The organism is Pseudaeromonas sp. HNCC25DJ180, assembly GCF_055413345.1.
This window is the reverse complement of the sequence record NZ_JBVAYF010000009.1, coordinates 19,746-44,081: the sequence shown is the minus strand read 5'-3', so window position 1 is coordinate 44,081 and position 24,336 is coordinate 19,746. Positions and strand designations below refer to the sequence as shown.

The following is a 24,336-nucleotide window of genomic DNA, read 5'->3' as shown; positions in this document are numbered from 1 at the left end:
CGGTCACATCCGTTTGATGTTGTCGGCTTCCAACTGCTGGAAGTAGCGCACTGTCTTGACTTTCAGCTCCTGCGTTGAGGCTTCATCGCAGACCATGATCCCCTTGGGATGCAACTGCAGGGCCGATATGGTCCACATGTGATTAACCCCCCCCTCGACTGCGGCTTGCAGGGCCAAGGCTTTGTTGTGTCCGGTAACCAGTATCATGATCTCTTCGGCATCCAGCAGGGTGCCGACGCCCACGGTCAGAGCCAATTTAGGCACTTGATTGAGGTTGCCATCAAAGAAGCGGGCATTGTTAATCCGGGTGTCATCGGTGAGCGTCTTGATCCGGGTCCGTGAACTCAACGAGGAGGCTGGCTCATTGAAGGCGATGTGGCCATCTGTACCCACGCCACCCAAAAAGAGATGGATGCGCCCGTAGGACTTTATTTTCTCCTCGTAGCGTTGGCACTCCTCCATCAGATCCAGCGCATTACCATCGAGCATATTGATGTTTTCATCGGGAATATCAATGTGCTGGAAGAAGTTTTCATGCATGAAGTGGTGGTAGCTCTGCGGATGGGACTCAGGAAGTGCCACGTACTCATCCATGTTGAAGGTTACCACGTTGGCAAAGCTGATTTCGCCCTGCCTGTGCAACTCGATAAGGCGCTGGTAAGTGGTGAGTGGGGTGCCACCTGTGGGCAGGCCCAGCACAAAGGGGCGATCAGGGGTGGGAGCAAATCGGTTAATACGATCCACTATATAACGGGCGGACCAGTAACCCACTTGCTCGGCTGTTTGCAGAGGGATAAGGCGCATGGCGATCTCCTGTCAAAGTAAGGAATAGGTGTTCATATTTTCAATTGTAAATTAAGTCGCTATTTAAGGCCATTGTGATGGGAGTGCTATTCCGTATTTGGTGATCTTTGTCGCGAAAATGAACAGGCTTAGTTATTCATGGGAAATAAGTGCATTAGACTGCACTCATTCTCCGTGATGAGGTGTGCAACTGGGTTGCGAACGCTCGCGAGGAGTGTTGAACTCTTGGCTGCCGTTAGGCGCATGTCGCTGCTTAGCGGTTAGCTCAGGGCTTTGAGGCATAAAGGTCGTGTAAGGAGCTGCATGTGAACATACTCGGGTATCTACAAAAAGTGGGTCGGGCGCTGATGGTGCCCGTAGCAACGCTACCGGCTGCGGCTATCTTGATGGGGGTCGGTTACTGGATTGACCCTGTGGCTTGGGGCGGAAACAGCGCCTTGGCTGCATTTTTCATCAAATCAGGTGGTGCCATCATAGACAATATGTCTGTGCTGTTCGCCGTCGGGGTCGCGTATGGCATGTCCAAGGATAAGGATGGCGCCGCAGCACTGGCGGGGTTTATCGGCTTCTTGGTGTTGACGACCCTCTGTTCACCTGAGGCGGTCTCACAAATCCTGGGTTTGGCGCCGGCCGATGTGCCCGCGGCCTTTGGCAAGATCAAGAATCAATTTGTCGGCATTCTGACCGGCATCATAGCCGCTGAACTTTACAATCGTTTCAGTGAGGTAGAGCTGCACAAGGCGTTGGCCTTCTTCAGTGGTCGGCGTTTGATCCCCATTCTGACCTCCTTTGCCATGATCCCCTTAGCTTTCGTGCTCATGTACCTGTGGCCTGTGATCTTTGGTGGCTTGGTCAATTTTGGCGAACATATTCAAGGCTTGGGTGCCACAGGGGCGGGCATCTACGCCACCTTCAACCGCCTGCTGATCCCCGTGGGTTTGCACCATGCCCTGAACTCTGTCTTCTGGTTTGATGTGGCCGGGATCAATGATATTCCCAACTTTATCGGCGGGGCCAAGTCCCTGGCGGAAGGTAAGGCTGTGGTGGGGGTGACAGGCATGTATCAGGCGGGTTTCTTCCCCATCATGATGTTTGGTCTGCCTGGGGCGGCATTGGCCATCTATCACACCGCCAAAGCGAGTAACAAGGCGAAAGTGGCTTCCATCATGTTGGCGGCGGCATTTTCCGCCTTCTTCACCGGGGTGACAGAGCCTCTGGAGTTCGCCTTCATGTTTGTGGCGCCCCTGCTCTATGTGCTGCATGCGTTGCTCACCGGGCTCTCAGTCTTCATCGCTGCCTCCATGCACTGGATCGCCGGCTTTGGTTTTAGCGCCGGTCTGGTGGACTTGGTGCTCTCCTCGCGTAACCCGCTGGCCGTGCAGTGGTACATGTTGGTGTTGCAAGGCATCGTTTTCTTCTTCATCTATTATCTGCTCTTTCGCTTTGTGATTGTTCGTTTCAACCTCAAGACTCCGGGTCGAGAAGAGGATGAGGTCGGTAGCGATGATCAGAGCGAACATGTGGCAACGAACCGGGGTGAGCTGGCCAAACAATACCTCAAGGCGCTGGGCGGACATGGCAACCTGGTGACAATCGATGCCTGCATTACCCGCTTGCGGTTGACGTTGAAGGATCGCTCCTTGGTCAATGAGCGTGCGCTTAAAGGGCTGGGTGCCTCTGGGGTGATCAAACTTGGAGAGCAAAATCTGCAAGTAGTGCTGGGTCCCTTGGCGGAGATCATGGCCGGTGAGATGAAGCAGATCCCCGTTGCCGAGGATTTAAGCCAGGTGCGTTTGCCGGGGGAGTAAATCGGGTTATGAACCCTTCTTGGGTCACGAAGTAATGATGGCTGCTTATTAATTCCCCGCTACGGCGGGGTTTTTTCATCTGACTGGGCAGATGGGGGGCGTGATAAATACCTTGAGCCTCAAGGGAGATTCATGGATCATTAGCGGTTATCACGCAGTTGTAGCTATTATCTCTTGAGGTGAGTGAATGACTCAGGCGGAACATCGCCCCAGCAATTTTATTCGTCAGATCATCGATGAAGATCTGGCGAGCGGTAAACACAGCAGTGTGGCTACCCGCTTCCCGCCAGAACCGAACGGTTATTTGCATATCGGTCACGCCAAATCCATCTGCCTGAATTTCGGTATCGCACAGGATTATCAGGGTAGCTGTAACCTGCGCTTTGACGATACCAATCCGGCCAAGGAAGAGGTGGAATACGTCGAGTCTATCCAGCGTGATGTGCAGTGGCTGGGTTTTGCGTGGAGTGGCGCCGTGCGTTACTCCTCGGACTATTTTGACCAATTGCATGGCTATGCCATTGAGCTGATCCAGAAGGGATTGGCCTATGTGGATGAGCTCACGGCCGAGCAGATCCGTGAATACCGTGGCACTCTGACCGCGCCGGGCAAGAACAGCCCCTACCGGGATCGCAGCGTCGAGGAGAATCTGGCGCTGTTTGAGAAGATGCGTGCCGGTGGTTTCAAGGAGGGCGAGGCCTGTTTGCGCGCCAAGATCGACATGGCCTCCTCCTTTATCGTCATGCGTGATCCTGTTATCTACCGGGTCAAGTTCGCCGAGCATCATCAGACCGGGAACAAGTGGTGCATCTATCCCATGTACGACTTTACCCACTGCATCTCGGATGCTCTGGAGGGGATCACCCACTCCATCTGTACACTGGAGTTCCAGGATAACCGTCGCTTGTATGACTGGGTGCTGGATAACATCTCCATCGATTGTCATCCACGCCAGTACGAGTTCAGCCGTCTGAACCTCGAATACAGCATCATGTCCAAGCGTAAGCTGAACCAACTGGTGACCGAGCAGTTGGTTGAGGGGTGGGATGATCCGCGCATGCCGACCGTCTCTGGCCTGCGTCGTCGTGGCTATACCTCAGCAGCGGTTCGTGAGTTCTGCCGCCGTATCGGCGTGACCAAACAGGACAACACGGTGGAGATGAGCGCGCTGGAGTCCTGTATTCGCGAAGATCTCAACGAAAATGCGCCGCGTGCCATGGCGGTACTGCGCCCGGTGCGGGTGGTGATCGAAAACTATCCGCAAGGGCAGGTCGAGATCTTGAGCTCACCCAATCATCCGAACAAGCCGGAGTTGGGAACCCATGAGTTGCCCTTTGCCCGGGAAGTGTTCATCGATGAGGCGGATTTCCGCGAAGAGGCCAACAAGCAGTTCAAGCGTCTGGTGTTGGGCAAGGAAGTGCGTCTGCGCCATGCCTACGTGATCAAGGCCGAACGGGTCGAGAAGGATGCGGATGGCAAAATCACCACCCTCTTCTGTAGCTATGATGCCGAGACGCTGGGTAAAGACCCGGCCGATGGCCGCAAGGTAAAGGGGGTGATCCATTGGGTGAGCGCCGCGCATTCGCTGCCCGCTCAGGTGCGTTTGTACGACCGACTCTTTGCCGTGGCGAATCCTGGTGCAGCCGAGGATTTCCTCTCCACCATCAACCCCAACTCCCTGACTATCATAGAGGGGGCGCGCGTTGAGCCGAGTCTGGCAGAAGCCAAGCCGGAGCAGGCCTATCAGTTCGAACGCGAAGGCTACTTCTGCGCCGATAGCAAGCTCTCCAGCCCGGAGCATCTGGTCTTTAACCTGACCGTGGCTCTGCGTGACACCTGGCAGGAATAATCTACTGTTTTACCTAATAAAAAACCGCCGAAAGGCGGTTTTTTTATGGCGGCAGAAACCTATTTCTTGCTGCGTTTGGCTACGCACTCAGGGTGGGTACAGTGGCCATACAGGTAGAGGCTGTGATGGGTTAATTCCATGCCGTGAGTCTTGGCGATCTCGCTTTGTCGTTGCTCTATCACCGCATCGTGAAACTCGATGACGCGGCCGCAATCCAGACAGACCAGGTGATCGTGGTGTTCCTGATGGGCTAGCTCGAATACCGACTTGCCACCCTCGAAGTGGTGGCGGGTGACAATCCCGGCATCATCAAACTGATTTAGTACCCGATAAACTGTGGCTAGACCAATCTCCTCGCCTTGATCGAGCAGTTTCTTATAGAGCTCTTCGGCACTGATGTGTTGGCACTCTGGGGTCTTCAGGTACTCCAGGATCTTGATCCGCGGAGAAGTGATCTTGAGACCGGCATCTTTGAGCTGCTGATTGTTGGTAGACATGGCACTCTTTCATGATGGACGGCGATGGCTCGGCCGTATGGTGTCAGTTGCTAACATTATATGTCCCAGCGGTACAGAAATGGAACCGCAGGGGGGAAAACAGCTGGGGGCTGGGGCGAATTAACGGCCGATCATAGCCTCGTCTCGGCACATAATGCCAGCCACTGGGCTTCATCCAGCAAGCCATCGGCCGCTCCGATGGCACCCACCTTCCACCCTGCATACTGGGTGGCCCGAGACAGGGCTTGATAGGGATTGCGGTGCTTGCTCCAGTCATGGATGAAGGCCGAGAAGAGGGCATCGCCAGCGCCTATGGTGTTCTTGACGCCGCGTGGAGCCCAAGCTGGGGCATGAAACAGCCGCTGCTCCTCCTTCACATACATCAGGGCGCCAGCGTGACCCTGGCCCATCACCACTATGGCATTGTCATAGAGCGCTGCCAATTCGCGCAGCATGGCTTCAGCTGAGCGCTCGCCAATGCCTTCGTCACTCAGAAACAGGATATCGGCGGCCTGCATGAATTCGCGATTATAGGCATCGTGCAGATCGCTTAGCACATGTACATCACAGGCGATGGGTTTGCCCAACTGTTTGGCGCGTTGCAGCAGGGGCCGGGAGAAGTTGATGTTGCACAGCAGGGCCAGATCGGCCTGCATCAGTTGCGCATCCGTAACCTTGGTCAGGTGGCGCTCCTGGCACTCCTTGAGATCGACATGGATTTGGCGGCGACCCAGGGGCTCGTAGAGAATGACGCTCTGGGCTGTGGCGGAGAGCGCCTCTTCCAGCCCTTGGCTTGATAGACCCAACTCTTTGACGGCATGGCGAATCGTGTCGCCCGCCATATCATGGCCGATCAGGCTGTGCAGGCTGACCTGGTTGCCCAAGCGATGCAGAGCCTTGGCCAGGTTGAAACCTACACCCGATACCGTGCTGTTAATCCCACCGAAGGGATAGTGCACGGGGGCGTAATGGAGTGGAAATCCAGAGATAGCCAAGGTGGTCTCGATGTTAAGCAGACCACTGATGAAGAGTTGGGACATAGTCAGAGCCTCGATGCGTGCGAAGCAGTACAATAAAATGGCCCGCATGAGCGGGCCAGAGAGTTATTGCAATTCGGCGAGACACATCTCATCAAACAACTGTTTGCACCAGGCCTCGACCCGGGCCGAGGTGAGGTCGGGCTGGCGATCTTCGTCAATGCCCAGACCAATGAAATGCTTGTCATCGACCAGCGCCTTGGAGGCCTCAAACTGGTAGCCTTCGGTCGGCCAGTGGCCGATGATGATGGCACCACGGGCCTCGATGATGTCCCGCAGTGTGCCCATGGCATCGAGGAAATACTCGGCATAGTCTTCCTGATCGCCGCAGCCAAAGATGGCAACCAGTTTATCGGTGAAGTCGATCTCTTCGAGTTCAGGGAAAAAGTCATCCCAGTCTGCTTGTGACTCACCGTAATACCAGGTGGGAATTCCGAGGATCAGCAGATCGAAGTTTTCAATATCAGCCTTGGTGCTCTTGGCGATATCAAAGACATCGACCAGATGGGAGCCCAATTCTTTCTGGATCATGCCGGCCACGGCTTCCGTATTACCGGTATCACTACCGAAAAACAGACCTACACTTGCCATAGTGGTTGTATACCCTTGGTGTTGAATGATGGTTGATGATGAATTAACTCTGTGACCCTAGCACAGCTTCTTGCGCTATATGTTGTTTGATCAACATCTGGATCATCTCTGCCCGACTCATGTTGTGTTGCTCTGCCAATAGATTCAGCTGTTCGAGCAACTCCACCTCGACCTTGAGCTCTACCCGGCGCAGGCCTTTGGCCTTGTCCCGTTTGAGTTGATTCCGCTTGTTGACCTTCAACTGCAGGGTGCGGGGTAGGGGATTGGTTTTGGGTCTGCCCGGACGCTTCTCTTCGGCAAATAGATCCAGCGTTGTCCGATCTTCTTGGTGTTTTGCCATTGCTACATCTACCGCGAACTAAACCCAGACTCCTCCTCAGACTAAATGATGGTCGAGGGCGCTGCTGCTAAAAGGAGTCATCTTCTTATGGCGGGTCGAATCGACGCTGGGCGGCGGTTTGACCCTATCCAGAACTCGACCCTGACAACCTCATCTCGTGGCTCTGGGCCTGGAGTGTGTTGGCTGGAAGGGTGACCCCGGCAATTTCAGGGGCGTGATTGTAGCACAAGCCCACTTGGCCTGTTAACGGGATATTGACAGGAAATCCACAACCAGTTTATTGAACAACAAGGGTTTCTCGGCATGGAGCCAGTGACCGGCATCGGGGATGATCCTGGCCTTGGCCAGTGGGAAGAGCCGCACTATGGTGGTCTGATGTTCCGGCAATAAATAGTCAGAGCGACCGCCCTTGATAAAGAGGGTTGGCCCAGTAAATGGGGCCTCTGTGGCCTGCCAACCCATCAGCTCGCCATAGCAGGCCTGCAATGCTGCCAGATTAAAACGCCAGGCTGGCCCGGCCTTCGTTGCCATAAAACTTTTCAGCAGGAACTGGCGAACGGCCGCATCGGCGAGAAAGGCTGCCATGATGGCATTGGCACCTTTTCGATCCGGGGCATCACTATTCACCACCGCCTGCAGCGCCGTAAACACCTGCTCATGGCGAGCCTCGGCATAGGCCACTGGGGCCACATCGACGACCACCAGGCTCAGGGTTCGGGCCGGGTGACGCAGGGCAAATTGCATGGCCAGCTTGCCGCCTAAAGAGTGGCCAACCAGATGGACGGCCGGTATGGCCAACTGATCTAGCAGTGCCAGCAGATCTTGGGTCAATTCAGCCCAGCTCATGGTGGCCTGATGAGGGGAGTGGCCATGGTTGCGCATGTCCAGGGCGATAACCCGATAGTCGCTGGCCAACTGGCGCGCCAATTGCCCGAGATTATCCAAATCGCCAAACAGGCCATGGATCAACAGAACTGTGGGGGAATTTGCCGAGCCCGAATCACGATAATGCAGCAAGTACCGCTCCTGAACAGAGGTCTTTATGGGCCAAAGAGGCGCCCAGTCATTGATGATGCAGCATAGCCAAGGCTGGCATGACAATAAACCATGAGTTTGTTGTGCCCTTGTCTGCGAGGTTTACTCCTACGCCATTTATATCGTTCCCACTATCATTTCGCGCCAGTTGTTGGGCTTGGCCTGTTGGCTATGTATAATTCTCTCGTTTTTCTTTTTGGATAGGTGTGGTAACAGAATGAAGACCATTGAGGTTGATGAAGAGCTCTATCGCTACATTGCCGGTAAAACGTTACACATAGGCGAGAGTGCTTCGGAGATCCTGCGTCGCCTGCTTGCGTTAACCCCCCATGATGCGGCCAAGCCACCTATTATCCCCATGGCGCTGACATCCCGTAGCGAATTCGTGTCAGCCCTCTCCGATGTGTCTGCCTTTATTGACCTGTTGAACAGCGATGAGTTTGCCAGCAAAGAGAGTGCCATTGACCGTTTCCTGCTGGTATTGACCTTCCTGTATCAGGCCAGCCCCGAGGCTTTCGTCAATGCCACCGAGATCAAGGGGCGCAAACGCGTTTATTTTGCCAAGAGCGATGAAGAGTTACAGGCCAATGGCAAGACCACTAAACCCAGGGCTGTGCCAGGCACTCCCTATTGGGTCATATCGAATACCAATACCAGTCGCAAGCGCAACATAGTGGCGCAGTTGATGACCACCATGGGTTACCCGGCCGAGCTCATTGAGCAGGCCTGTGCACAGATTTAATTAACAATACAATTAGGAAGTAATGTCATGGCACAACATCCCCATGCCGGTAAGCCGGCCCGTCTGGAAGACCTGACCAACATCCCACGTCTGATGTCTGCTTATTACCTGAATAAGCCGGATATGACCAAGCCCGAACAGCGCGTAGCATTCGGTACCTCGGGTCACCGTGGTAGCTCTTTCAAGAACGCCTTTACCGAGTCGCACATCCTGGCGGTAAGCCAGGCCATCGCTGAATACCGTAAGGCGCAAGGCATCAGCGGCCCACTGTTTATCGGCATGGACACCCACGCCCTCTCCGAAGCTGCTCTGGCCTCGGCCGTGGAAGTGCTGGCCGCCAATGGGGTGGAAGTGCGTATCGACAAGGGTCTGGGTTACACCCCGACGCCTGTGGTCTCCCACGCCATCCTGCGCTACAACTCAGCCGGTCTGACCGACAAGGCGGACGGCATCGTCATCACCCCCTCCCACAATCCGCCGGAAGATGGTGGCTTCAAGTACAACCCGCCCCATGGTGGCCCAGCTGAAGGCGAAATCACCAAGTGGGTGGAGGATCGTGCCAACGAGCTGCTGGAAAACGATCTGGCTGGCGTCAAGCGCGTCAGCTTTGCCCGGGCCCGAGCCATGAGCAACGTGCAGGAGCACGACTTCATGACACCCTACATCGATGATTTGAAGAACGTCATCGATGTGGAAGCCATCAAGAAGGCCGGCGTGAAGATTGGTGTCGATCCGCTGGGTGGCTCAGGCGTCGCCTACTGGGATGTGATTGCCAAGACCTATGGTCTGAATATCGAAGTGGTCAACTATGCCGTTGATCCGACCTTCTCCTTCATGACGCTGGATAAAGACGGCAAGGTGCGCATGGACTGCTCCAGCCCTTGGGCCATGGCCAGCCTCATCAGCCACAAGGATAGCTTCGACGTGGCCGTGGCCAACGATCCGGACAACGACCGTCACGGCATCGTCTGCAAGGCCGGCCTCATGAACCCCAACCACTACCTGGCCGTGGCTATCCAGTACCTCTTCACCCACAGACCGGGCTGGCCGGCTCAGGCAGCTGTGGGCAAGACCCTGGTTTCCTCCTCCATCATAGACCGCGTGGCCAAGAGCATTGGTCGCGAGCTCAAGGAAGTGCCGGTTGGCTTCAAGTGGTTTGTGGATGGGCTGTTTGATGGCAGCTTCGGTTTTGGTGGCGAAGAGAGCGCCGGCGCCTCCTTCTTGCGCAAGGATGGCAAGGTCTGGACCACAGACAAGGATGGCATCCTGCTCTGCCTGCTGGCCGCTGAAATGCTGGCCGTGACCGGCAAGGATCCGCAGACCCTCTACAACGAGATCACCGCCCAGTTTGGTGCCCCTCTGTACCGTCGTATCGACGCTCCGGCCAATACCGAACAAAAAGCCGTGCTCTCCAAACTGGATCCGGCGCTGGTCGAAGCGGCTGAGCTGGCTGGCGAACCCATACTTGCCAAGCTGACCGCTGCACCGGGTAATGGTGCCGCCATCGGTGGCCTGAAGGTCGTGACCGAAAACGGCTGGTTCGCAGCCCGCCCCAGCGGCACCGAATCCATCTACAAGATCTATATGGAAAGCTTTATCGGCGAAGCCCATCTGGACCGTATCCAGAAGGAAGCCCAGGAGATAGTGACTGCGGCGTTGGCCAAGGCCGGCGTCTGATAACCCGCTTCCCTTAATATCCCGAACCGGCCCTAGTGGCCGGTTTTTTTATCTACCGCTCTGGCCCTTGACGCCTTGGCACTTGGCTGGGGTGACTCAGCAAACGCCGTCAGCTCGACCAGGCGTTCCCCACGCCGGTGGGGATGAAGCTGTGATGCCGTTGAATTTATTGTCGCCATTGGATCCTGCTGCTCGTGGACTGTTGCATCTGGTTCCGGGCAAGTTGGTTCAGCGCTTGTATTGTGACCAAGAGGAAACGGAGAGGCTCTTGGGGCGGTTTCGGGTTTGTTACTCGTGGCATTTTTTCTTTGTGCCTCTGCCAATAAAGGACATGTTGCTGGGTGTTTTTTATGCGGGCTGGCCATTTGTTAACAACTTGCGTGAATATGTTGGTTTCTAGTTAAAAATGCTTTCATGCGGTGGAGGGGGAGTGGAGTGTCACTATTGTTAGCTGTATATCGCCAGAAAAGATTGGATTAGCATGAAGAGGTCGCTGTGAAATCGCTTTCTTTTTTTGCCGTGGGCTGGAATTAATTTGCGGGGATTTTTAGCCACTGTGAAGACTTAAGAAAGCAAATCGGTGTTTTAATGCTAAATGATTAGTTAACATCATGATTTTAAATGAAATGTTACTTTTTAGAATTATTTCTTTTCTGAAAAGAGTTTCATGTCCAATGTATCCGTTTACCAGAAAAAAATGTGACTTACGTCTAATTTCAGGGCCAAGGCATTGGGTAGTATTCGGCTGCCGGATCCACAGCCCTTATAATTCATCCCGGCAGCCCCCCATTAGGGTTCAATACTCTCGAGTAACGAAGGAAATTGGTTATGGCGAAGAAAAAAGTTGAGCAGATCAGCGCGTTGGATAAAGACCAGCTGAAGCAGAACATAGTGCATCACCTGCGCTCCACGCTGGGTACCAGCGAGCAAAAAGCCAGCAAGCAGGCTTGGTGGAAGGCCACCTGTGCTGCGGTGAACGAACTGGTGTATGAGCGTCTGACCCAGACTCAACAGACCCATTACAAGGAAGACACTCGCGCAATTCACTACTTGTCAGCTGAATTCCTGATGGGTCGTCTGACAGCCAACAACCTGCACAACCTCTCTCTGTACGAAGTGTGTGGCGACGCCCTGAAAGATATGGGTATCGATATCGCTGACCTGTGCGAAGAAGAGCCGGACATGGCGCTGGGTAACGGTGGCCTGGGCCGTCTGGCTGCTTGCTTCATCGATTCTATGGCTACCCTGAACCTGCCAGCTGTAGGTTACGGTATCCACTACGAGCACGGTCTGTTCCGTCAAGAAATTCGCGATGGTCGCCAAATTGAGCGTCCTGACTCCTGGCGTGAGTACGGCAACCCATGGGAAATCTGCCGTCCTGAGTCTACCCAGGAAATCCCGCTGTACGGTTATGTTGAAACCGTGTTTGGTGCTGATGGCAAGCTGAAGAAAGTGTGGCATGCCGGTCAGAAGATCAAAGGGGTACCATGGGATATCCCGGTTGTTGGTTACCAAGGTAAGACTGTTAACATCCTGCGTCTGTGGGAATCCCGTGCCTCTGAATTCTTCGATTGGGATGTATTCAACGCTGGTGGTTACATCGACTCCCAGTCTGAAAAAGCACAAGCTGAGACCATCTCCAAGGTTCTCTACCCGAACGATGAAACTGAAGCCGGTAAGATCCTGCGTCTGGTTCAACAGTACTTCTTCTGTGCTTGCTCCCTGAAGGACATCATGCGTCGCTACAAGCGTGTGCATGGCAATGACTTCAGCAAGTTTGCCGCTCAGATCGCTATCCAGTTGAACGATACTCACCCGACTATCGCCATCCCGGAACTGATGCGTATCCTGGTTGACGAAGAAGAGCTGGAGTGGGATGCCGCTTGGGCCATCTGCTACAAGGTCTTTGCTTACACCAACCACACCCTGCTGCCAGAAGCGCTGGAAAAGTGGGCCGTGTATCTGTTCGAACGCGTACTGCCGCGTCACCTGGAAATCATTTACGAAATCAACCGTCGCTTCCTGGAAGATCTGGTTGAGCCGAAGTGGCCGGGCAACGATGAGATCAAGCGCAAGCTCTCCATCATCGAAGAAGGCGAAGCTCGCAAGGTCCGCATGGGTAACCTGTGTGTGATCGGTGCTCATAAGGTGAACGGCGTTGCCGAAATTCACTCCAAGCTGGTTAAGGAAGACTTGTTCCCTGAGTTCGCCGAACTGTGGCCGGAGAAGATGTGCAACGTGACCAACGGTGTGACCCCGCGTCGCTGGTTGCTCTCCTGTAACCCGGCTCTGGCTAACCTCTACACCGAGACCGTTGGTAACGAGTGGCCGTTGAAGCTGGATCAGATGCGTGGCGCCCTGGCTCATGCTGACGATGCTGCGTTCCAGAAGAAGTTCATGGACATCAAGCTGGCTAACAAAGAGAAGTTTGTGAAGGTTGTTAAGGAAGAGACTGGTATCGACATCGATGCCAATGCCATCTTCGACATCCAGATCAAGCGTCTGCATGAGTACAAGCGTCAACAACTGAACCTGATCCACATCATGGCTCTGTATCGTCGTCTGCTGGCTAACCCAGACTATGACATGCACCCACGTGTGTTCATCTTCGGCTCCAAGGCTGCCCCAGGTTACAAGCTGGCCAAAGACATCATCCTGGCTATCAACAAGGTTGCCGAGCGCGTGAACAACGATGCTCGCATCAAGGGCAAGCTGAAGGTTGTGTTCATCCCTAACTACCGTGTCAGCATGGCCGAGAAGATGATTCCGGCTGCCGACGTGTCCCAGCAGATCTCTACCGCCGGTTACGAAGCTTCCGGTACTGGTAACATGAAGCTGGCCATGAACGGTGCTATCACCCTGGGTACTATGGACGGCGCCAACATCGAAATCGCAGAAGAAGCCGGTGCTGAATACAACGCCATCTTCGGTCTGGAAGTGGACGATGTTAAGGCCCTGAAGGCGCGTGGTTACAATCCTTGGGATTACTACTATGCCAACCCTGAGCTGAAGGCTGTGCTCGACTGGTTCGACACCGATTACTTCACTCCAGGTCGTCCGGGTGAGCTCTCCTCCATCAAGCGCGCTCTGCTGGATGGCGGCGATACCTTCCTGGCACTGGCCGACTTCGAGTCCTACTCAGACGCCCACAAGAAGGTGGATGCTCTGTACCGCGACAAGAAGGCATGGGCTAAGGCTGTCATCGTTAACTCTGCCACCATGGGCAAGTTCAACTCTGACCGCTCTATCCAGGACTATGCAGACAACATTTGGTATCTGAAGCCCTGCTCTGTGGTCTAAGAGATTATCCAATGTAAAATGATAAGGGGACCTTCGGGTCCCCTTTGTTTTTGGGCCTAACTGGGCTCTCTATGCCGTGTTGCTGGCTATCCGGTGGCGCGGGCCTATAATGTGCGCCTTTCACTCAGCAGGAGTCATAGATGAGGCTGGATAAATTTATCACCGAAAGTTTGGGTCTGAGTCGCTCTCAGGCCGGGCGCGTCATTCGTGCCGGTGAAGTGTCAGTTAATGAGCAAGTCAGCAAGAATGCCTCGCTACAGCTCACCCCCACGGATGTGGTGGTATTTGATGGTCAACCCCTGTGTCTTACCGGGCCGCGCTATCTGATGCTGCATAAGCCGGAAGGGTATGTTTGCTCCAATGAGGATCCAGACCACCCCAGTGTCCTCCTTTTGCTGGAGGAGCCCGCGCTCAACAAGCTGCACTGTGCCGGGCGTTTGGATCTGGATACGACGGGTCTGCTCTTCATCACGGATGATGGTCAGTGGTCCCATCGCATCACTTCACCGCGGCACGAATGTGCCAAGACCTACCGGGTGTGGCTCGCCGATCCTGTGCCACAATCGGCCATTGCTGAATTTGCCGCAGGGATACAGCTGCGCAGTGAACGGGAATTGACCCGTCCAGCTGAGTTGGTGCTGGTGTCGGAAACCGAAGCGCTGCTGACCATACATGAGGGCAAGTACCATCAGGTTAAGCGGATGTTCGCCGCCATCGGTAACAAGGTGATCCGTCTGCATCGTGAGCAGGTTGGGCCGCTGGCGCTGGATCCTGAGTTGGCGCCGGGAGAGTATCGCTTCCTGACGCCAGAGGAGATGGCGGCCTTCTAGGTCGCAGCTGTCAGATCGGCAACAAGGTGGTCCGTCTGCATCGTGAGCAGGTAGGGCCGCTGGCGCTGGATCCTGAGCTGGCGCCGGTAGAGTATCGCTTCCTGACGCCAGAAGAGATGGCGGCCTTCTAGGTCGCAGCTGTCAGCACGAGCGCCGTGCCGCTAAAGACCAGGCCAGCGCCGAGCCAGGCCGCCAGGCTTGGGCGTTGTCCGGTATAGAGCCAGAGCAGTGGCAAGATCATGACGGGGGTGGTGGAGGAGAGGATGGCCACCATACTCATCTCACCGTGCTGCAGGGCCAGCAGGATCAACGTCATGCCCAGCGCCATGGCCAGAAAGCCATTACCGGCTATGATGAGCAAGATCCGGGGATTGATAGGATGTTTGGCTTTAGTAAAAGCGGCACCGGTGGCTCGCAGCAGCAGGTGTGCCAATAGCGCCACCGCCATGCGGGTACAACTGGCCGCCACCGGATCGACTCCGCTGCCCATTACGGGTTTCGCCAAAAGGGTGCCCAGGGATTGGCACAGGGCCGCCAGTAGGCCAAACAGCAGGCCGATCCACAGGGGGCCGATATTGGGCTCCAGGCTTGGGCTGCTCTGCTGGTTTGTCACCTGACGTCGGGCAAACAGTATGGCCACCAGCACACCAGCAAACACGCCTAGACCACCCACTAGGCGCATTCCTGCCAACTGCTCCTGAAACAGCCAGACACCCAGCAGGGCCGAGAAGACGGCGTGACAGGCAAACAGTAGTCCCGCACGTCTGGGCCCCAAGCGATTGAGGCAGGCGTAGAGGGCGGTATCGCCGATGAAGATCCCCACCAGACCCGATAAGCCCATCTGTGCCAATTGTGGCCAACCTAAGGTGGTGAAACCTTGGGTATAGAGCGACATGCTGCCCAGCATCACAGTGACGCAGGCCATTCGCCAGCGACTGAAGGCAAAGGCGCCAAGATGTGCGGCGGGGATGACGGACATGAGGCCGGCAATCGCCCATAACAGGGCTGCACAGAGGGCAAAAAGTTCGTAATGCATAGTGGTCACTAAAAATTAAAGGGGCCAACAGGCCCCTGAGGTATAGGTGTCAGCCGTTAGTTGAAGGGGTTATTCTCTTCATGGCCCAGTGGATCCAGGCTCCAGCCTATGGTCTCGGCACTCTGGGAGAGTTTGCCATCTTCCAGATAGAGCTTGATCTTGAGTTTCAGGTTGTTGGGGGAGTCGGCGTTTTTGATAGCCTCCTCTTCCGTGATGACCCCGGCGGCAAAGATATCAAACAGCGACTGATCGAAGGTCTTCATCCCTAAGGCCGTGGATTTCTCCATGATCTCCTTGAGCGGGCTGAAGTCTCCGCGCTTGATCATATCCCGTACTGTATGAGTGCCCAGCATGATCTCGATGGCCGCTCGACGCTTGCCATCGACGGTTCGTACCAGGCGTTGGGAGACGAAGGCCTTGAGGTTGTTACCTAAGTCGTTGAGCAGCTGCGGGCGGCGCTCTTCGGGGAAGAAGTTGATGATCCGATCCAGCGCCTGGTTAGCATTGTTGGCGTGCAGGGTGGAGATGGCCAGGTGGCCGGTCTCGGAGAAAGCGAGGGCATGCTCCATGGTCTCCCTATCCCGGATCTCCCCTATGAGGATCACATCGGGCGCCTGCCGCAGGGTGTTCTTCAAGGCGGCATGGAAGCTGCGGGTGTCTACTCCCACTTCCCGCTGGTTGATGATGCTCTTCTTGTGGTTATGTACGTATTCGATAGGGTCTTCTATGGTGATGATATGGCCACTGGTGTTGGTGTTGCGGTGGTCAATCAGGGCGGCCAGCGAGGTGGACTTACCCGAGCCAGTACCGCCAACAAACAGTAGCAGGCCCCGCTTCTCCATGATCACATCGAGCAGGATAGGTGGCAGGAAAAGCTCATCGAACTTGGGAATATCCAGCTTGATATTCCGCGCTACTATGGAGATTTCGTTGCGCTGCTTGAAGATGTTGACCCGGAAGCGGCCCACCTTGGAGATGGAGAGCGCCAGATTCATCTCCAGATCCCGCTCGAAGGCGACTCGCTGCTCTTCATCCATTATGCTGTAGGCGATCTGGGCCACGTCACCCGGGGACATGGCCTCATCCTGTATCGGCTTGAGAATGCCCTGGAATTTGGCGCAAGGGGGGGCTCCGGTCGCTAAGTAGAGATCGGAACCATCCTGGCTGGCCAGGATCTGTAACATCTGCGCAAGATCCATAGTGACGTGACTCCTCATCATCTGTTTTGGTAAGCCTAGCAAGAATACGGGAACTGCATAGGGCTATTGCGATTCAGTCTACTAGGCTAGCCGCTCAGTTTCTGACTCTAATCTGTTAATTTGCAAATAGTTTCTCGCGAAAGACAAAAAACACAGCCCCGAGTATGCACAGCCCAGCCCACAAATAGTCCAACTTGATCTGCTCTTTGAGATAGAGGATTGAGAAGGGAACAAATACCGTCAAGGCGATCACCTCCTGCAGTATCTTTAACTGACCTACACTCAGGCTCTGGTGACCAATCCGGTTGGCTGGCACCTGCAGTAGGTATTCAAACAAGGCTATTCCCCAAGAGAGCAGGGCGGCTATGATCCAGGGTTTATGGCTCATCTCCCTGAGATGGGCATACCAGGCAAAGGTCATGAAGACGTTGCTGCACATCAAGAGCACAGAACTGACCAAAATAGGGTGCATGGGGCATTTTCCGTTGGGGCATGCGGGATGGCGATGTTATAGCGCACTTGATTGGCGGGGGAAAGTATCAACTACCGGACTTTGGCTTGTCTTGGCTCGCTGCTAAGATAGCGACCGATTTCACGGATTGGGACAGGGCATGCATTCGTTATTACGGCAACAGGCTCAACGTCGTCGTCGCTGGTTTCTACTGCTGACTATGTTATTGCTGCTGAGTTTTTTGCTCAATCTCTCGGTCGGGCAGTTGAGCCTGAGTCTAAATGATTGGCTCTCTGGCCTTAGCCCACTGCAACAGCAGGTGTTGCTGGAACTGCGTTTGCCCCGTGCCTGGCTCGCCCTGTTGCTAGGAGCGGGGCTTGCGGTCAGCGGTTGCGTGTTACAGACCCTGCTGCACAATCCGGTCGCTGATACCGGTCTTATCGGTGTTTCCAGTGGCGCCTCGCTCTTTGCGGTCATCACGCTCTTTGTGGCTCGTCGGCTGGAGTGGTTATTACCCCCTTGGTTGCTCTCTGTGGCTGCCTTTGCTGGGGCCTTGCTTATTACCCTGGCTTTGCTGGGCCTGGCGCGCCGTGGTCGGCTGGATAATGCGCGCCTGCTGTTGCTGGGGGTGGCCATGGGTATCTGTGCCAGCGCTATTACCACTTGGCTGCTCTACTTTGCCTCGGATCAATCCATGCGGGAGATCATGTTCTGGATGATGGGCTCCTTGGCCTATGGGCAGACTCAGCCCCTGTGGTGGTGGCTACCCTATCTGCTGGTGCTGTTCTGGTTGCTGGGGCAGTCCCGCCAGTTGGCCTTGCTACAGTTGGGCGAGTATCAGGCCCAGCTGATGGGGCTTAATTTGCGACAGGTGCGGCAGCGCTTGGTGTTGGCGGTTTGTGTGCTCAGCGGTATGGCGGTGGCACTGGCCGGGGCTATTGGCTTTATCGGTCTGTTGGTTCCGCATCTGATGCGCCAGATAGGGCGTGATGGCCCGGCCTTTGTGTTACCGGCCTCGGCGTTGGGCGGCGGCTGTTTGCTGTTGTGGGCCGATCTGCTCTCGCGCACCCTGTTGCCCAGTGGCGAACTGCCCGTGGGGGTGCTGACCGCCAGCCTGGGGGCGCCGCTCTTTATCTATCTATTGGTGTGCCGCGATGCTTGAGCTAACCGCAGTGAGTTGCCCCGGACGCCTGCAGGATATTACGGTTTCCTTGCCAGCCGGGCGTTTGGTGGCGCTTATTGGCGCTAATGGTAGCGGTAAGTCTTCCCTGCTGCTGGCGCTCGCCTGCCTGCTGCCCAGTCAGGGGCAGATCACGTTGGCGGGCGTCAGCCTGCTTGAGCAGGAGATGAGCACGTTAGCCCAGTGGCGGGCTATGTTGCCTCAGCGGCAGGCTACGCTGTTGCCTCTCTCCTGTCTGGAGGTGTTACGCCTGGGCGTCAGCATGTTGGCGGCTCCGCCTGCGGCGGCCGAGTTGGCGTTGCAAACGCTGATCGAGCGTCTGGAGCTAGGAGCCCTGCTGGCCCGGGATTTTAGTCAACTCTCGGGGGGGGAACAGCAGCGGGTGCTCATCGCCAAGACCCTGTTGCAAGTCTGGCCAAGTTGCAATCCCCATGGTCGTTTACTCCTACTGGATGAACCCCTGGCCGGGTTGGACTGGCATCATCAGGTCGGGTTATTGGCGCTGCTCAAGGAACTGGTAGCCCAGGGGCTGCTGGTGCTCTTGTCGATTCACGATTTTAATCTGGCGGCCTGGTATGCCGATGAGCTGCTTTGCCTGGAGCGCGGCAAGTTGGTGGCTCAGGGGGCGGTCTCTATTCTAAATTCGGCTCTCATCGCGCGTCTGTTCAAGGTGCAGACCGAGTGCATTGAACAGGGGGGGCGCCCTGTCTATGTACCCAGGCTCTGAGCGCGAGAGCGATTATGGCGCCATATAGTAAGGGGCAGCCGATGGCTGCCCCTTCTTAAATGTTCAACGGTAGTGCCGATTCATGCCAGACGACTCAACCGGGCGGCAGAGGCCTCGGCGAGGCGCGCAAGCAGGCTGAGCGTCTGCTCCCAACCGATACAGGCATCTGTGATACTTTGCCCGAAGAGGGCAGCACAGCCATTGTGGACCTCTTGTCTGCCCTCTTGCAGAAAGCTCTCGACCATGACACCAGCGATCCCGGTGCGGCCACGGCGCAGCTGATCGCCCACATCCTCAGCAACCTCCAGCTGACGGCGATGATCCTTCTGACTATTGCCATGACTAAAGTCGATGATGAGGCGTTCTGGCAGACCCGCCTTGGCCAACTCGGCGCAGGCAGCGTCGACGCTGGCGGTATCGTAGTTGGGGCGACGGCCGCCGCGCAGGATCACATGACCGTGCGGGTTGCCTCGGGTCTGATAGATGGTCATGCGCCCATCCTTGTCCGGCGAGTTGAAGATATGGCTGTGGGCTGCGGCTCGCACCGCATCAATGGCGATACGAATGTTGCCATCGGTGCCATTTTTGAAGCCCACAGGGCAGGAGAGGGCGGAGGCCATCTCCCTGTGAACCTGGCTCTCTGTGGTGCGTGCGCCTATGGCGCCCCAGCTGATCAGGTCGGCAATATACTGTCCGGTCACCATATCTAGAAACTCGGTGGCGGTGGGCACACCCAGCTGGTTGATCTCCAGCAGCAGTTGGCGCGCCAGTTTGAGCCCGGTATTGACGTTATAGCTGCCGTCCAAAAAGGGATCGTTAATGAGCCCTTTCCAGCCGACTATGGTGCGTGGCTTCTCGAAATAGGCGCGCATCACCAGGCAGAGCTCTGCGGCGTATTGCTCGCGCAACGGGGCGAGGCGGCGGGCATATTCCAGCGCGGCCTTAGGATCGTGTAGCGAGCAGGGACCTATGATGACCAGTAGTCGCTGATCTTCGCCGCGCAGAATGGCTTCGACTTGATGGCGACTGTAGAGAATGTGCTGGGCTGTGTCGTTGTCCAGCGGCGATAAGGTAGCCAGCTCGCGAGGCGTGATCAGGGTCTCTAATTTTTGGGTTCTGAGTTCGTCAGTATGGATAGACATGCTATTTCCTTGGCAGGCATGGCAGCGCCCGATAGTCAGGTTTGATAACATAATGGAATTGGTTGCAGAAGGAAATCATGACGCAAGAGGCAAGTTTGGTTTCAGTTTGCTGAGATTTGATGATCTATAAACACAATCAAGAGGTGTAACGTGGCAAAACCAGGCAATACTGGCCTATATCGGATATTCAAGGCCGCCGGCTATAGCATGAAGGGGCTGCGTTCAGCCTGGACCAATGAGGCGGCGTTTCGTCAGGAATTGCTACTGATGGTGATCCTGACGCCACTGGCCTTCTGGTTGGGGGATGGCTTGACGCAAAAGTTGCTGTTGGTCGTGGTCGCGTGGTTGGTCGTGATCGTCGAGATCTTGAATTCGAGCGTGGAGGCGGTTGTCGATCGCATTGGCGCTGAGCACCACGAGTTATCGGGTCGAGCCAAAGACATGGGTTCTGCCGCTGTGTTTCTGGCATTGACCTTGACGCTGGTGGTTTGGGGCGGGGTTGCAGGTCACAATTTATTGGGATTGTGGTAACCCATTCCCGGGTTTGCTTGAGTCTTTTTCCTGGGATTGCCGGGGAGAGAGATGAATGCGAGATGTGCATCACTCTTTAACTATTTGGCTATGCTTTTGCAGATATTGCAATTGACTTATTGAGGGATGCGCTTACAATGCAAACAGCTTGAAAGTGTGCAACCGCTTATTGCTCCATACGATGTCAGCTCCTTACGGAAACGTCCTCGTCATGTTTATAAGTTAACACCTCTCAGCTTGTACCGCCTGAATTAAGGCACAGTTAAGTTATATTTGTTACTAGGAAATTCATTATGTCTGACGTCCGTACTGGCAAGGTAAAATGGTTCAACGAGACTAAAGGTTTCGGCTTCATCGAGCAGGACCAAGGCCCGGATGTATTCGTACACTTCAGAGCTATCAACGCTCAAGGTTTCAAGACCCTGGCTGAAGGTCAACGCGTGCAGTTCAGCGTGACCCAAGGTCAAAAGGGCCCACAAGCTGAGAATGTAACCATTCTGTAAGCTTGTCGGAATCGGTTGCAGTCTAACCGATGACCAGTTAAAAAAAGCGCCTCTCGGGGCGCTTTTGCTATTGGGCGTTAGCCACATCGGGAGTGTGGTTAAAAAATAACCGTCGCCACCGTTTTGTTCACAAGCTATAATCCCGCCCCTCATTTTCAGTGCCAGGCCCAGTGGTATGCAGCAGCCCGACCTCTCCCTCTTCTCCTACCCCAAATATTGGGCCGCATCTTTGGGGCCTGCGCCCTTTCTACCCATGTCCCGTGCCGAGATGGGCAAGCTGGGCTGGGACAGCTGCGATATCATCATTATCAGTGGTGATGCCTATGTAGATCATCCTAGCTTCGGCATGGCCGTGATCGGTCGCTTCCTGGAGGCTCAGGGGTTTCGGGTTGGCATCATTGCCCAGCCGGATTGGAGCAGCAAAGAGCCCTTCATGGCGCTGGGTAAGCCCAACCTCTTTTTTGGGGTCTCTGCGGGCAACATGGACTCCATGATCAACCGCTATACCGCCGACAAGAAGCTACGCCATGATGATGCCTATACGCCTGGCAACGAGGGGGGCAAGCGTCCGGATCGCGCCGTGTTGGTCTACTCCCAGCGCTGCAAGGAGGCCTACAAAGAGGTGCCCGTGGTGATAGGTGGCATCGAAGCCTCGCTGCGGCGGATCGCCCACTATGACTATTGGTCGGAAACCATCCGTCGCTCCGTGCTGTTTGATGCCAAGGCCGAGCTACTGGTCTATGGTAATGCCGAGCGCCCCTTGGTGGAGATAGCTCACCGTTTAGCCCGAGGTGAGAGCACGGCCCAGATGCAGGATATCCGTGGTACGGCCGTGATCCGCAAGGAGGCGTTGCCGGGCTGGCGTGGAGTAGACTCCAGCCGCCTGGATGCCTTGGGTCAGATCGATCCCATTCCCAACCCCTACCTGGAAGGGGCGCCCTGTGCACCTGATGCGCCAAGTGCACCCGAGCCCAAGGCGGTGGTGGTGCGGCCGCCACGCCCCAAACCTTGGGAGCAGACCTATGTCCAGTTACCCTCCTATGAGAAGGTGAAGGCTGACAAGGTGCTCTATGCCCACGCCTCCCGGGTGCTGCATCAGGAGACCAATCCGGGTTGTGCCCGAGCCCTGCTGCAAAAACATGGGGATAGGGTGCTGTGGGTCAATCCTCCGGCTATTCCATTGACCACAGAGGAGATGGATGGGGTGTTTGCCCTGCCGTATCAGCGCATACCCCATCCTGTCTATGGTAAGGCGAAGATCCCGGCCTATGAGATGATCAAGACCTCGGTCAACATCATGCGCGGTTGCTTCGGCGGCTGCACCTTCTGCTCAATCACAGAGCATGAGGGGCGCATCATTCAAAGCCGTTCAGAAGAGTCCATTTTGCGGGAGATCGAAGAGATCCGCGACAAGGTGCCCGGCTTCACGGGTGTTATCTCGGATCTGGGCGGTCCCACCGCCAATATGTATCGCTTGCGCTGCAAGAGCCCGAAGGCGGAGGCCACCTGCCGTCGCGCCTCTTGTGTCTATCCCGTCATCTGCCAGCACATGGATACGGATCACTCGCCTACCATTAGCCTCTATCGCAAGGCGCGCGATCTGAAGGGGATCAAGAAGATCTTGATCGCCTCCGGCGTCCGTTATGATCTGGCGGTGGAGGATCCGCGCTATATCAAGGAGCTGGTTAAGCATCATGTGGGGGGGTATCTGAAAATAGCTCCCGAGCACACCGAAGCGGGGCCGCTCTCCAAGATGATGAAGCCAGGCATGGGCAGCTATCATCGCTTCAAAGAGCTGTTTGACCAGTACTCTCGTGAGGCGGGTAAGCAACAATACCTGATCCCCTATTTCATTTCGGCTCACCCTGGCACCGAAGATCGAGACATGATCAACCTGGCGCTTTGGCTCAAGGCCAACGACTTTAAGCTGGATCAGGTGCAGAACTTCTATCCGTCCCCCTTGGCCACGGCCACCACCATGTTTTACTCCGAGGTGGATCCGTTGCACAAGGTGACCTACAAGTCTGAGCCGCTGTTTGTCGCCAAGGGCGAGCGCCGCCGCCGCTTGCACAAGGCCATTCTCCGTTATCATGATCCGGCGGGTTGGCCCATGATCCGTCAGGCATTGCAAGATCTGGGGCTCTCCCGGCTTATCGGCACGGGCGCCCAGCATCTGGTGCCGCCCGAGGGGCGGGAAGGGGCCGTGGCTGGACGTCCTGCGCGTCCAGCTCTGACCCGGCACACCTCGCTAACGGGCCAGCGCCCATCGGGTCGAGAGGCGAGTGCTGCGGGCAAATCGCTATCTGGTCGTGCTCCTGCACAAACACAACGGGCAACGGCTCGGGATGAGGTTGCGAGTAAAGCCAAAGCCGGTAAAGGCCCAGGGGCGGGGGGCGCAGCCAGAGATGGTCGAGGTAAACCTGATCGAGCCCAGAGCAACCGGACATCTGAGCCAGCCAAATCGCCAGAGCGTGGGTCCCGGCGGAAATGATAAAACGGCATCAAGCCTGACTTGCGTCAGGCTTTTTTCATGCTATGGTTTTGAAAATTAACCTTTTTCATGGAGGATGCATGAGGTTTATCGCATTGCTTACCGGCCTGCTGTTGGCGAGCACAGCTTATGCGGCGGATCCGGCTTTAGAGCTAGCCGATCTCATTGGTGGCAAGGCTCAATACAATCAGCTTAGTCATCAGGTGCTGGGGGATATGATCCGTAAACAGCCGGCATTAGTGCGTTACCAGCCGGTGATCCAGAAGTGGGCGAAGGAGTACCTGACATGGGAGCGGATGCGTGCCGAGTTGGCTCAGACCTATCACAGTCACTTCACGACCAGTGAGATTGACCAAATGCTGCTCTTCTTTGGCACCCCGGTTGGTCAGAAATACATCCGGTATTCCCCGCTTATGCAAGAGGAGATGGCCTTGATCGGTCGGCGTTTGGCCCGTGAGCAGCAACCTAGGCTGATCTTGATGCTGCAGCAGGCGGGAGCCGATGTGCAGCAGGCGCCAGGGCCCCGAGCATCCCACCACTAGCTTGGTGTTGCACGAATAATCCTG

Annotated in this window: 22 protein-coding genes; 12 read left to right on the top strand and 10 right to left on the bottom strand. The window is 55.7% G+C overall.

What is annotated here, in order from left to right:
- Positions 1–3 precede the first annotated feature (3 nt).
- The gene (nagB, locus tag ACZYTD_RS09605; protein ID WP_463891580.1) at positions 4–804 is read right to left on the bottom strand and encodes a glucosamine-6-phosphate deaminase; all 801 of its coding nucleotides are present in this window, start codon (positions 802–804) and stop codon (positions 4–6) included.
- A 305-nt stretch (positions 805–1,109) separates the two neighbouring features.
- On the opposite strand from nagB, the gene nagE reads away from it, so the two are divergent.
- Together nagE and glnS are read left to right on the top strand one after the other, a co-directional pair.
- The gene (gene nagE / locus ACZYTD_RS09600; RefSeq protein ID WP_463891578.1) at positions 1,110–2,612 is read left to right on the top strand and encodes an N-acetylglucosamine-specific PTS transporter subunit IIBC; all 1,503 of its coding nucleotides are present in this window, start codon (positions 1,110–1,112) and stop codon (positions 2,610–2,612) included.
- A gap of 187 nt (positions 2,613–2,799) precedes the next feature.
- Complete coding sequence (gene glnS / locus ACZYTD_RS09595) at positions 2,800–4,461, top strand: glutamine--tRNA ligase (RefSeq protein WP_463891576.1); 1,662 nt, start codon at positions 2,800–2,802, stop codon at positions 4,459–4,461.
- Positions 4,462–4,520: 59 nt separating this feature from the next.
- Here the strand turns inward: glnS and fur are convergent, their stop codons facing one another.
- The 5 genes from fur to ACZYTD_RS09570 form a co-directional block, all read right to left on the bottom strand.
- Positions 4,521–4,958, bottom strand: coding sequence for a ferric iron uptake transcriptional regulator (gene fur, locus ACZYTD_RS09590; protein ID WP_463891574.1), 438 nt, complete (start codon positions 4,956–4,958; stop codon positions 4,521–4,523).
- Between the two features lie 131 nt (positions 4,959–5,089).
- Positions 5,090–5,998: a carbohydrate kinase family protein gene (locus tag ACZYTD_RS09585; RefSeq protein ID WP_463891572.1), complete on the bottom strand. Its 909-nt coding sequence runs from the start codon at positions 5,996–5,998 to the stop codon at positions 5,090–5,092.
- A gap of 63 nt (positions 5,999–6,061) precedes the next feature.
- A complete protein-coding gene (gene fldA / locus ACZYTD_RS09580; protein WP_463891571.1) occupies positions 6,062–6,586 on the bottom strand; it encodes a flavodoxin FldA in 525 nt (174 codons plus the stop codon).
- Positions 6,587–6,629: 43 nt separating this feature from the next.
- Positions 6,630–6,926 carry a LexA regulated protein gene (gene ybfE, locus ACZYTD_RS09575; RefSeq protein ID WP_463891569.1) on the bottom strand — a complete coding sequence of 99 codons (297 nt, stop codon included), beginning with the start codon at positions 6,924–6,926 and terminating at the stop codon, positions 6,630–6,632.
- Between the two features lie 243 nt (positions 6,927–7,169).
- Positions 7,170–7,940, bottom strand: a complete 771-nt coding sequence (locus tag ACZYTD_RS09570) for an alpha/beta fold hydrolase (RefSeq protein WP_463891817.1) — start codon at positions 7,938–7,940, stop codon at positions 7,170–7,172.
- A gap of 238 nt (positions 7,941–8,178) precedes the next feature.
- Between ACZYTD_RS09570 and seqA the strand changes: the two genes are divergently transcribed.
- The 4 genes from seqA to rsuA all read left to right on the top strand — a co-directional run bounded on the left by seqA (position 8,179) and on the right by rsuA (position 14,510).
- Entirely contained in the window at positions 8,179–8,703 is a 525-nt protein-coding gene (gene seqA / locus ACZYTD_RS09565; protein ID WP_463891567.1) for a replication initiation negative regulator SeqA, read from the top strand.
- A 27-nt stretch (positions 8,704–8,730) separates the two neighbouring features.
- The gene (gene pgm, locus ACZYTD_RS09560; RefSeq protein WP_463891565.1) at positions 8,731–10,380 is read left to right on the top strand and encodes a phosphoglucomutase (alpha-D-glucose-1,6-bisphosphate-dependent); all 1,650 of its coding nucleotides are present in this window, start codon (positions 8,731–8,733) and stop codon (positions 10,378–10,380) included.
- 828 nt (positions 10,381–11,208) lie between these two features.
- Positions 11,209–13,680 (top strand): glycogen/starch/alpha-glucan phosphorylase, encoded by a 2,472-nt coding sequence (locus tag ACZYTD_RS09555; protein ID WP_463891564.1) that lies wholly within the window; start codon positions 11,209–11,211, stop codon positions 13,678–13,680.
- Between the two features lie 140 nt (positions 13,681–13,820).
- Positions 13,821–14,510, top strand: a complete 690-nt coding sequence (rsuA, locus tag ACZYTD_RS09550) for a 16S rRNA pseudouridine(516) synthase RsuA (protein ID WP_463891563.1) — start codon at positions 13,821–13,823, stop codon at positions 14,508–14,510.
- Positions 14,511–14,637: 127 nt separating this feature from the next.
- Here rsuA and ACZYTD_RS09545 read toward each other — a convergent pair whose 3' ends face one another.
- The 3 genes from ACZYTD_RS09545 to ACZYTD_RS09535 form a co-directional block, all read right to left on the bottom strand.
- On the bottom strand, positions 14,638–15,546 hold the full coding sequence (locus ACZYTD_RS09545; RefSeq protein WP_463891560.1) for a DMT family transporter: 909 nt from the start codon (positions 15,544–15,546) through the stop codon (positions 14,638–14,640).
- Positions 15,547–15,602: 56 nt separating this feature from the next.
- Complete coding sequence (locus tag ACZYTD_RS09540) at positions 15,603–16,745, bottom strand: PilT/PilU family type 4a pilus ATPase (protein ID WP_463891559.1); 1,143 nt, start codon at positions 16,743–16,745, stop codon at positions 15,603–15,605.
- Positions 16,746–16,860: 115 nt separating this feature from the next.
- Positions 16,861–17,217, bottom strand: coding sequence for a DMT family protein (locus tag ACZYTD_RS09535; RefSeq protein ID WP_463891557.1), 357 nt, complete (start codon positions 17,215–17,217; stop codon positions 16,861–16,863).
- A 139-nt stretch (positions 17,218–17,356) separates the two neighbouring features.
- Here ACZYTD_RS09535 and btuC point away from each other — a divergent pair, with 139 nt between their 5' ends.
- Complete coding sequence (gene btuC / locus ACZYTD_RS09530) at positions 17,357–18,358, top strand: vitamin B12 ABC transporter permease BtuC (RefSeq protein WP_463891556.1); 1,002 nt, start codon at positions 17,357–17,359, stop codon at positions 18,356–18,358.
- Positions 18,351–19,103 (top strand): ATP-binding cassette domain-containing protein, encoded by a 753-nt coding sequence (locus ACZYTD_RS09525; protein ID WP_463891555.1) that lies wholly within the window; start codon positions 18,351–18,353, stop codon positions 19,101–19,103. Before btuC ends, ACZYTD_RS09525 begins: the two co-directional genes overlap by 8 nt.
- Before the next feature lie 80 nt (positions 19,104–19,183).
- On the opposite strand, the gene ACZYTD_RS09520 is transcribed toward ACZYTD_RS09525, so the two are convergent.
- Entirely contained in the window at positions 19,184–20,245 is a 1,062-nt protein-coding gene (locus ACZYTD_RS09520; RefSeq protein ID WP_463891553.1) for a 3-deoxy-7-phosphoheptulonate synthase, read from the bottom strand.
- A gap of 150 nt (positions 20,246–20,395) precedes the next feature.
- Here ACZYTD_RS09520 and ACZYTD_RS09515 point away from each other — a divergent pair, with 150 nt between their 5' ends.
- From ACZYTD_RS09515 to ACZYTD_RS09500, 4 genes are all read left to right on the top strand, one after another.
- Positions 20,396–20,776: a diacylglycerol kinase gene (locus tag ACZYTD_RS09515; RefSeq protein ID WP_463891551.1), complete on the top strand. Its 381-nt coding sequence runs from the start codon at positions 20,396–20,398 to the stop codon at positions 20,774–20,776.
- A gap of 293 nt (positions 20,777–21,069) precedes the next feature.
- Complete coding sequence (locus tag ACZYTD_RS09510; RefSeq protein WP_460882399.1) at positions 21,070–21,279, top strand: cold-shock protein; 210 nt, start codon at positions 21,070–21,072, stop codon at positions 21,277–21,279.
- Between the two features lie 175 nt (positions 21,280–21,454).
- A complete protein-coding gene (locus ACZYTD_RS09505; RefSeq protein WP_463891549.1) occupies positions 21,455–23,770 on the top strand; it encodes a YgiQ family radical SAM protein in 2,316 nt (771 codons plus the stop codon).
- A gap of 80 nt (positions 23,771–23,850) precedes the next feature.
- Complete coding sequence (locus ACZYTD_RS09500; protein WP_463891548.1) at positions 23,851–24,312, top strand: DUF2059 domain-containing protein; 462 nt, start codon at positions 23,851–23,853, stop codon at positions 24,310–24,312.
- Positions 24,313–24,336 lie beyond the last annotated feature (24 nt).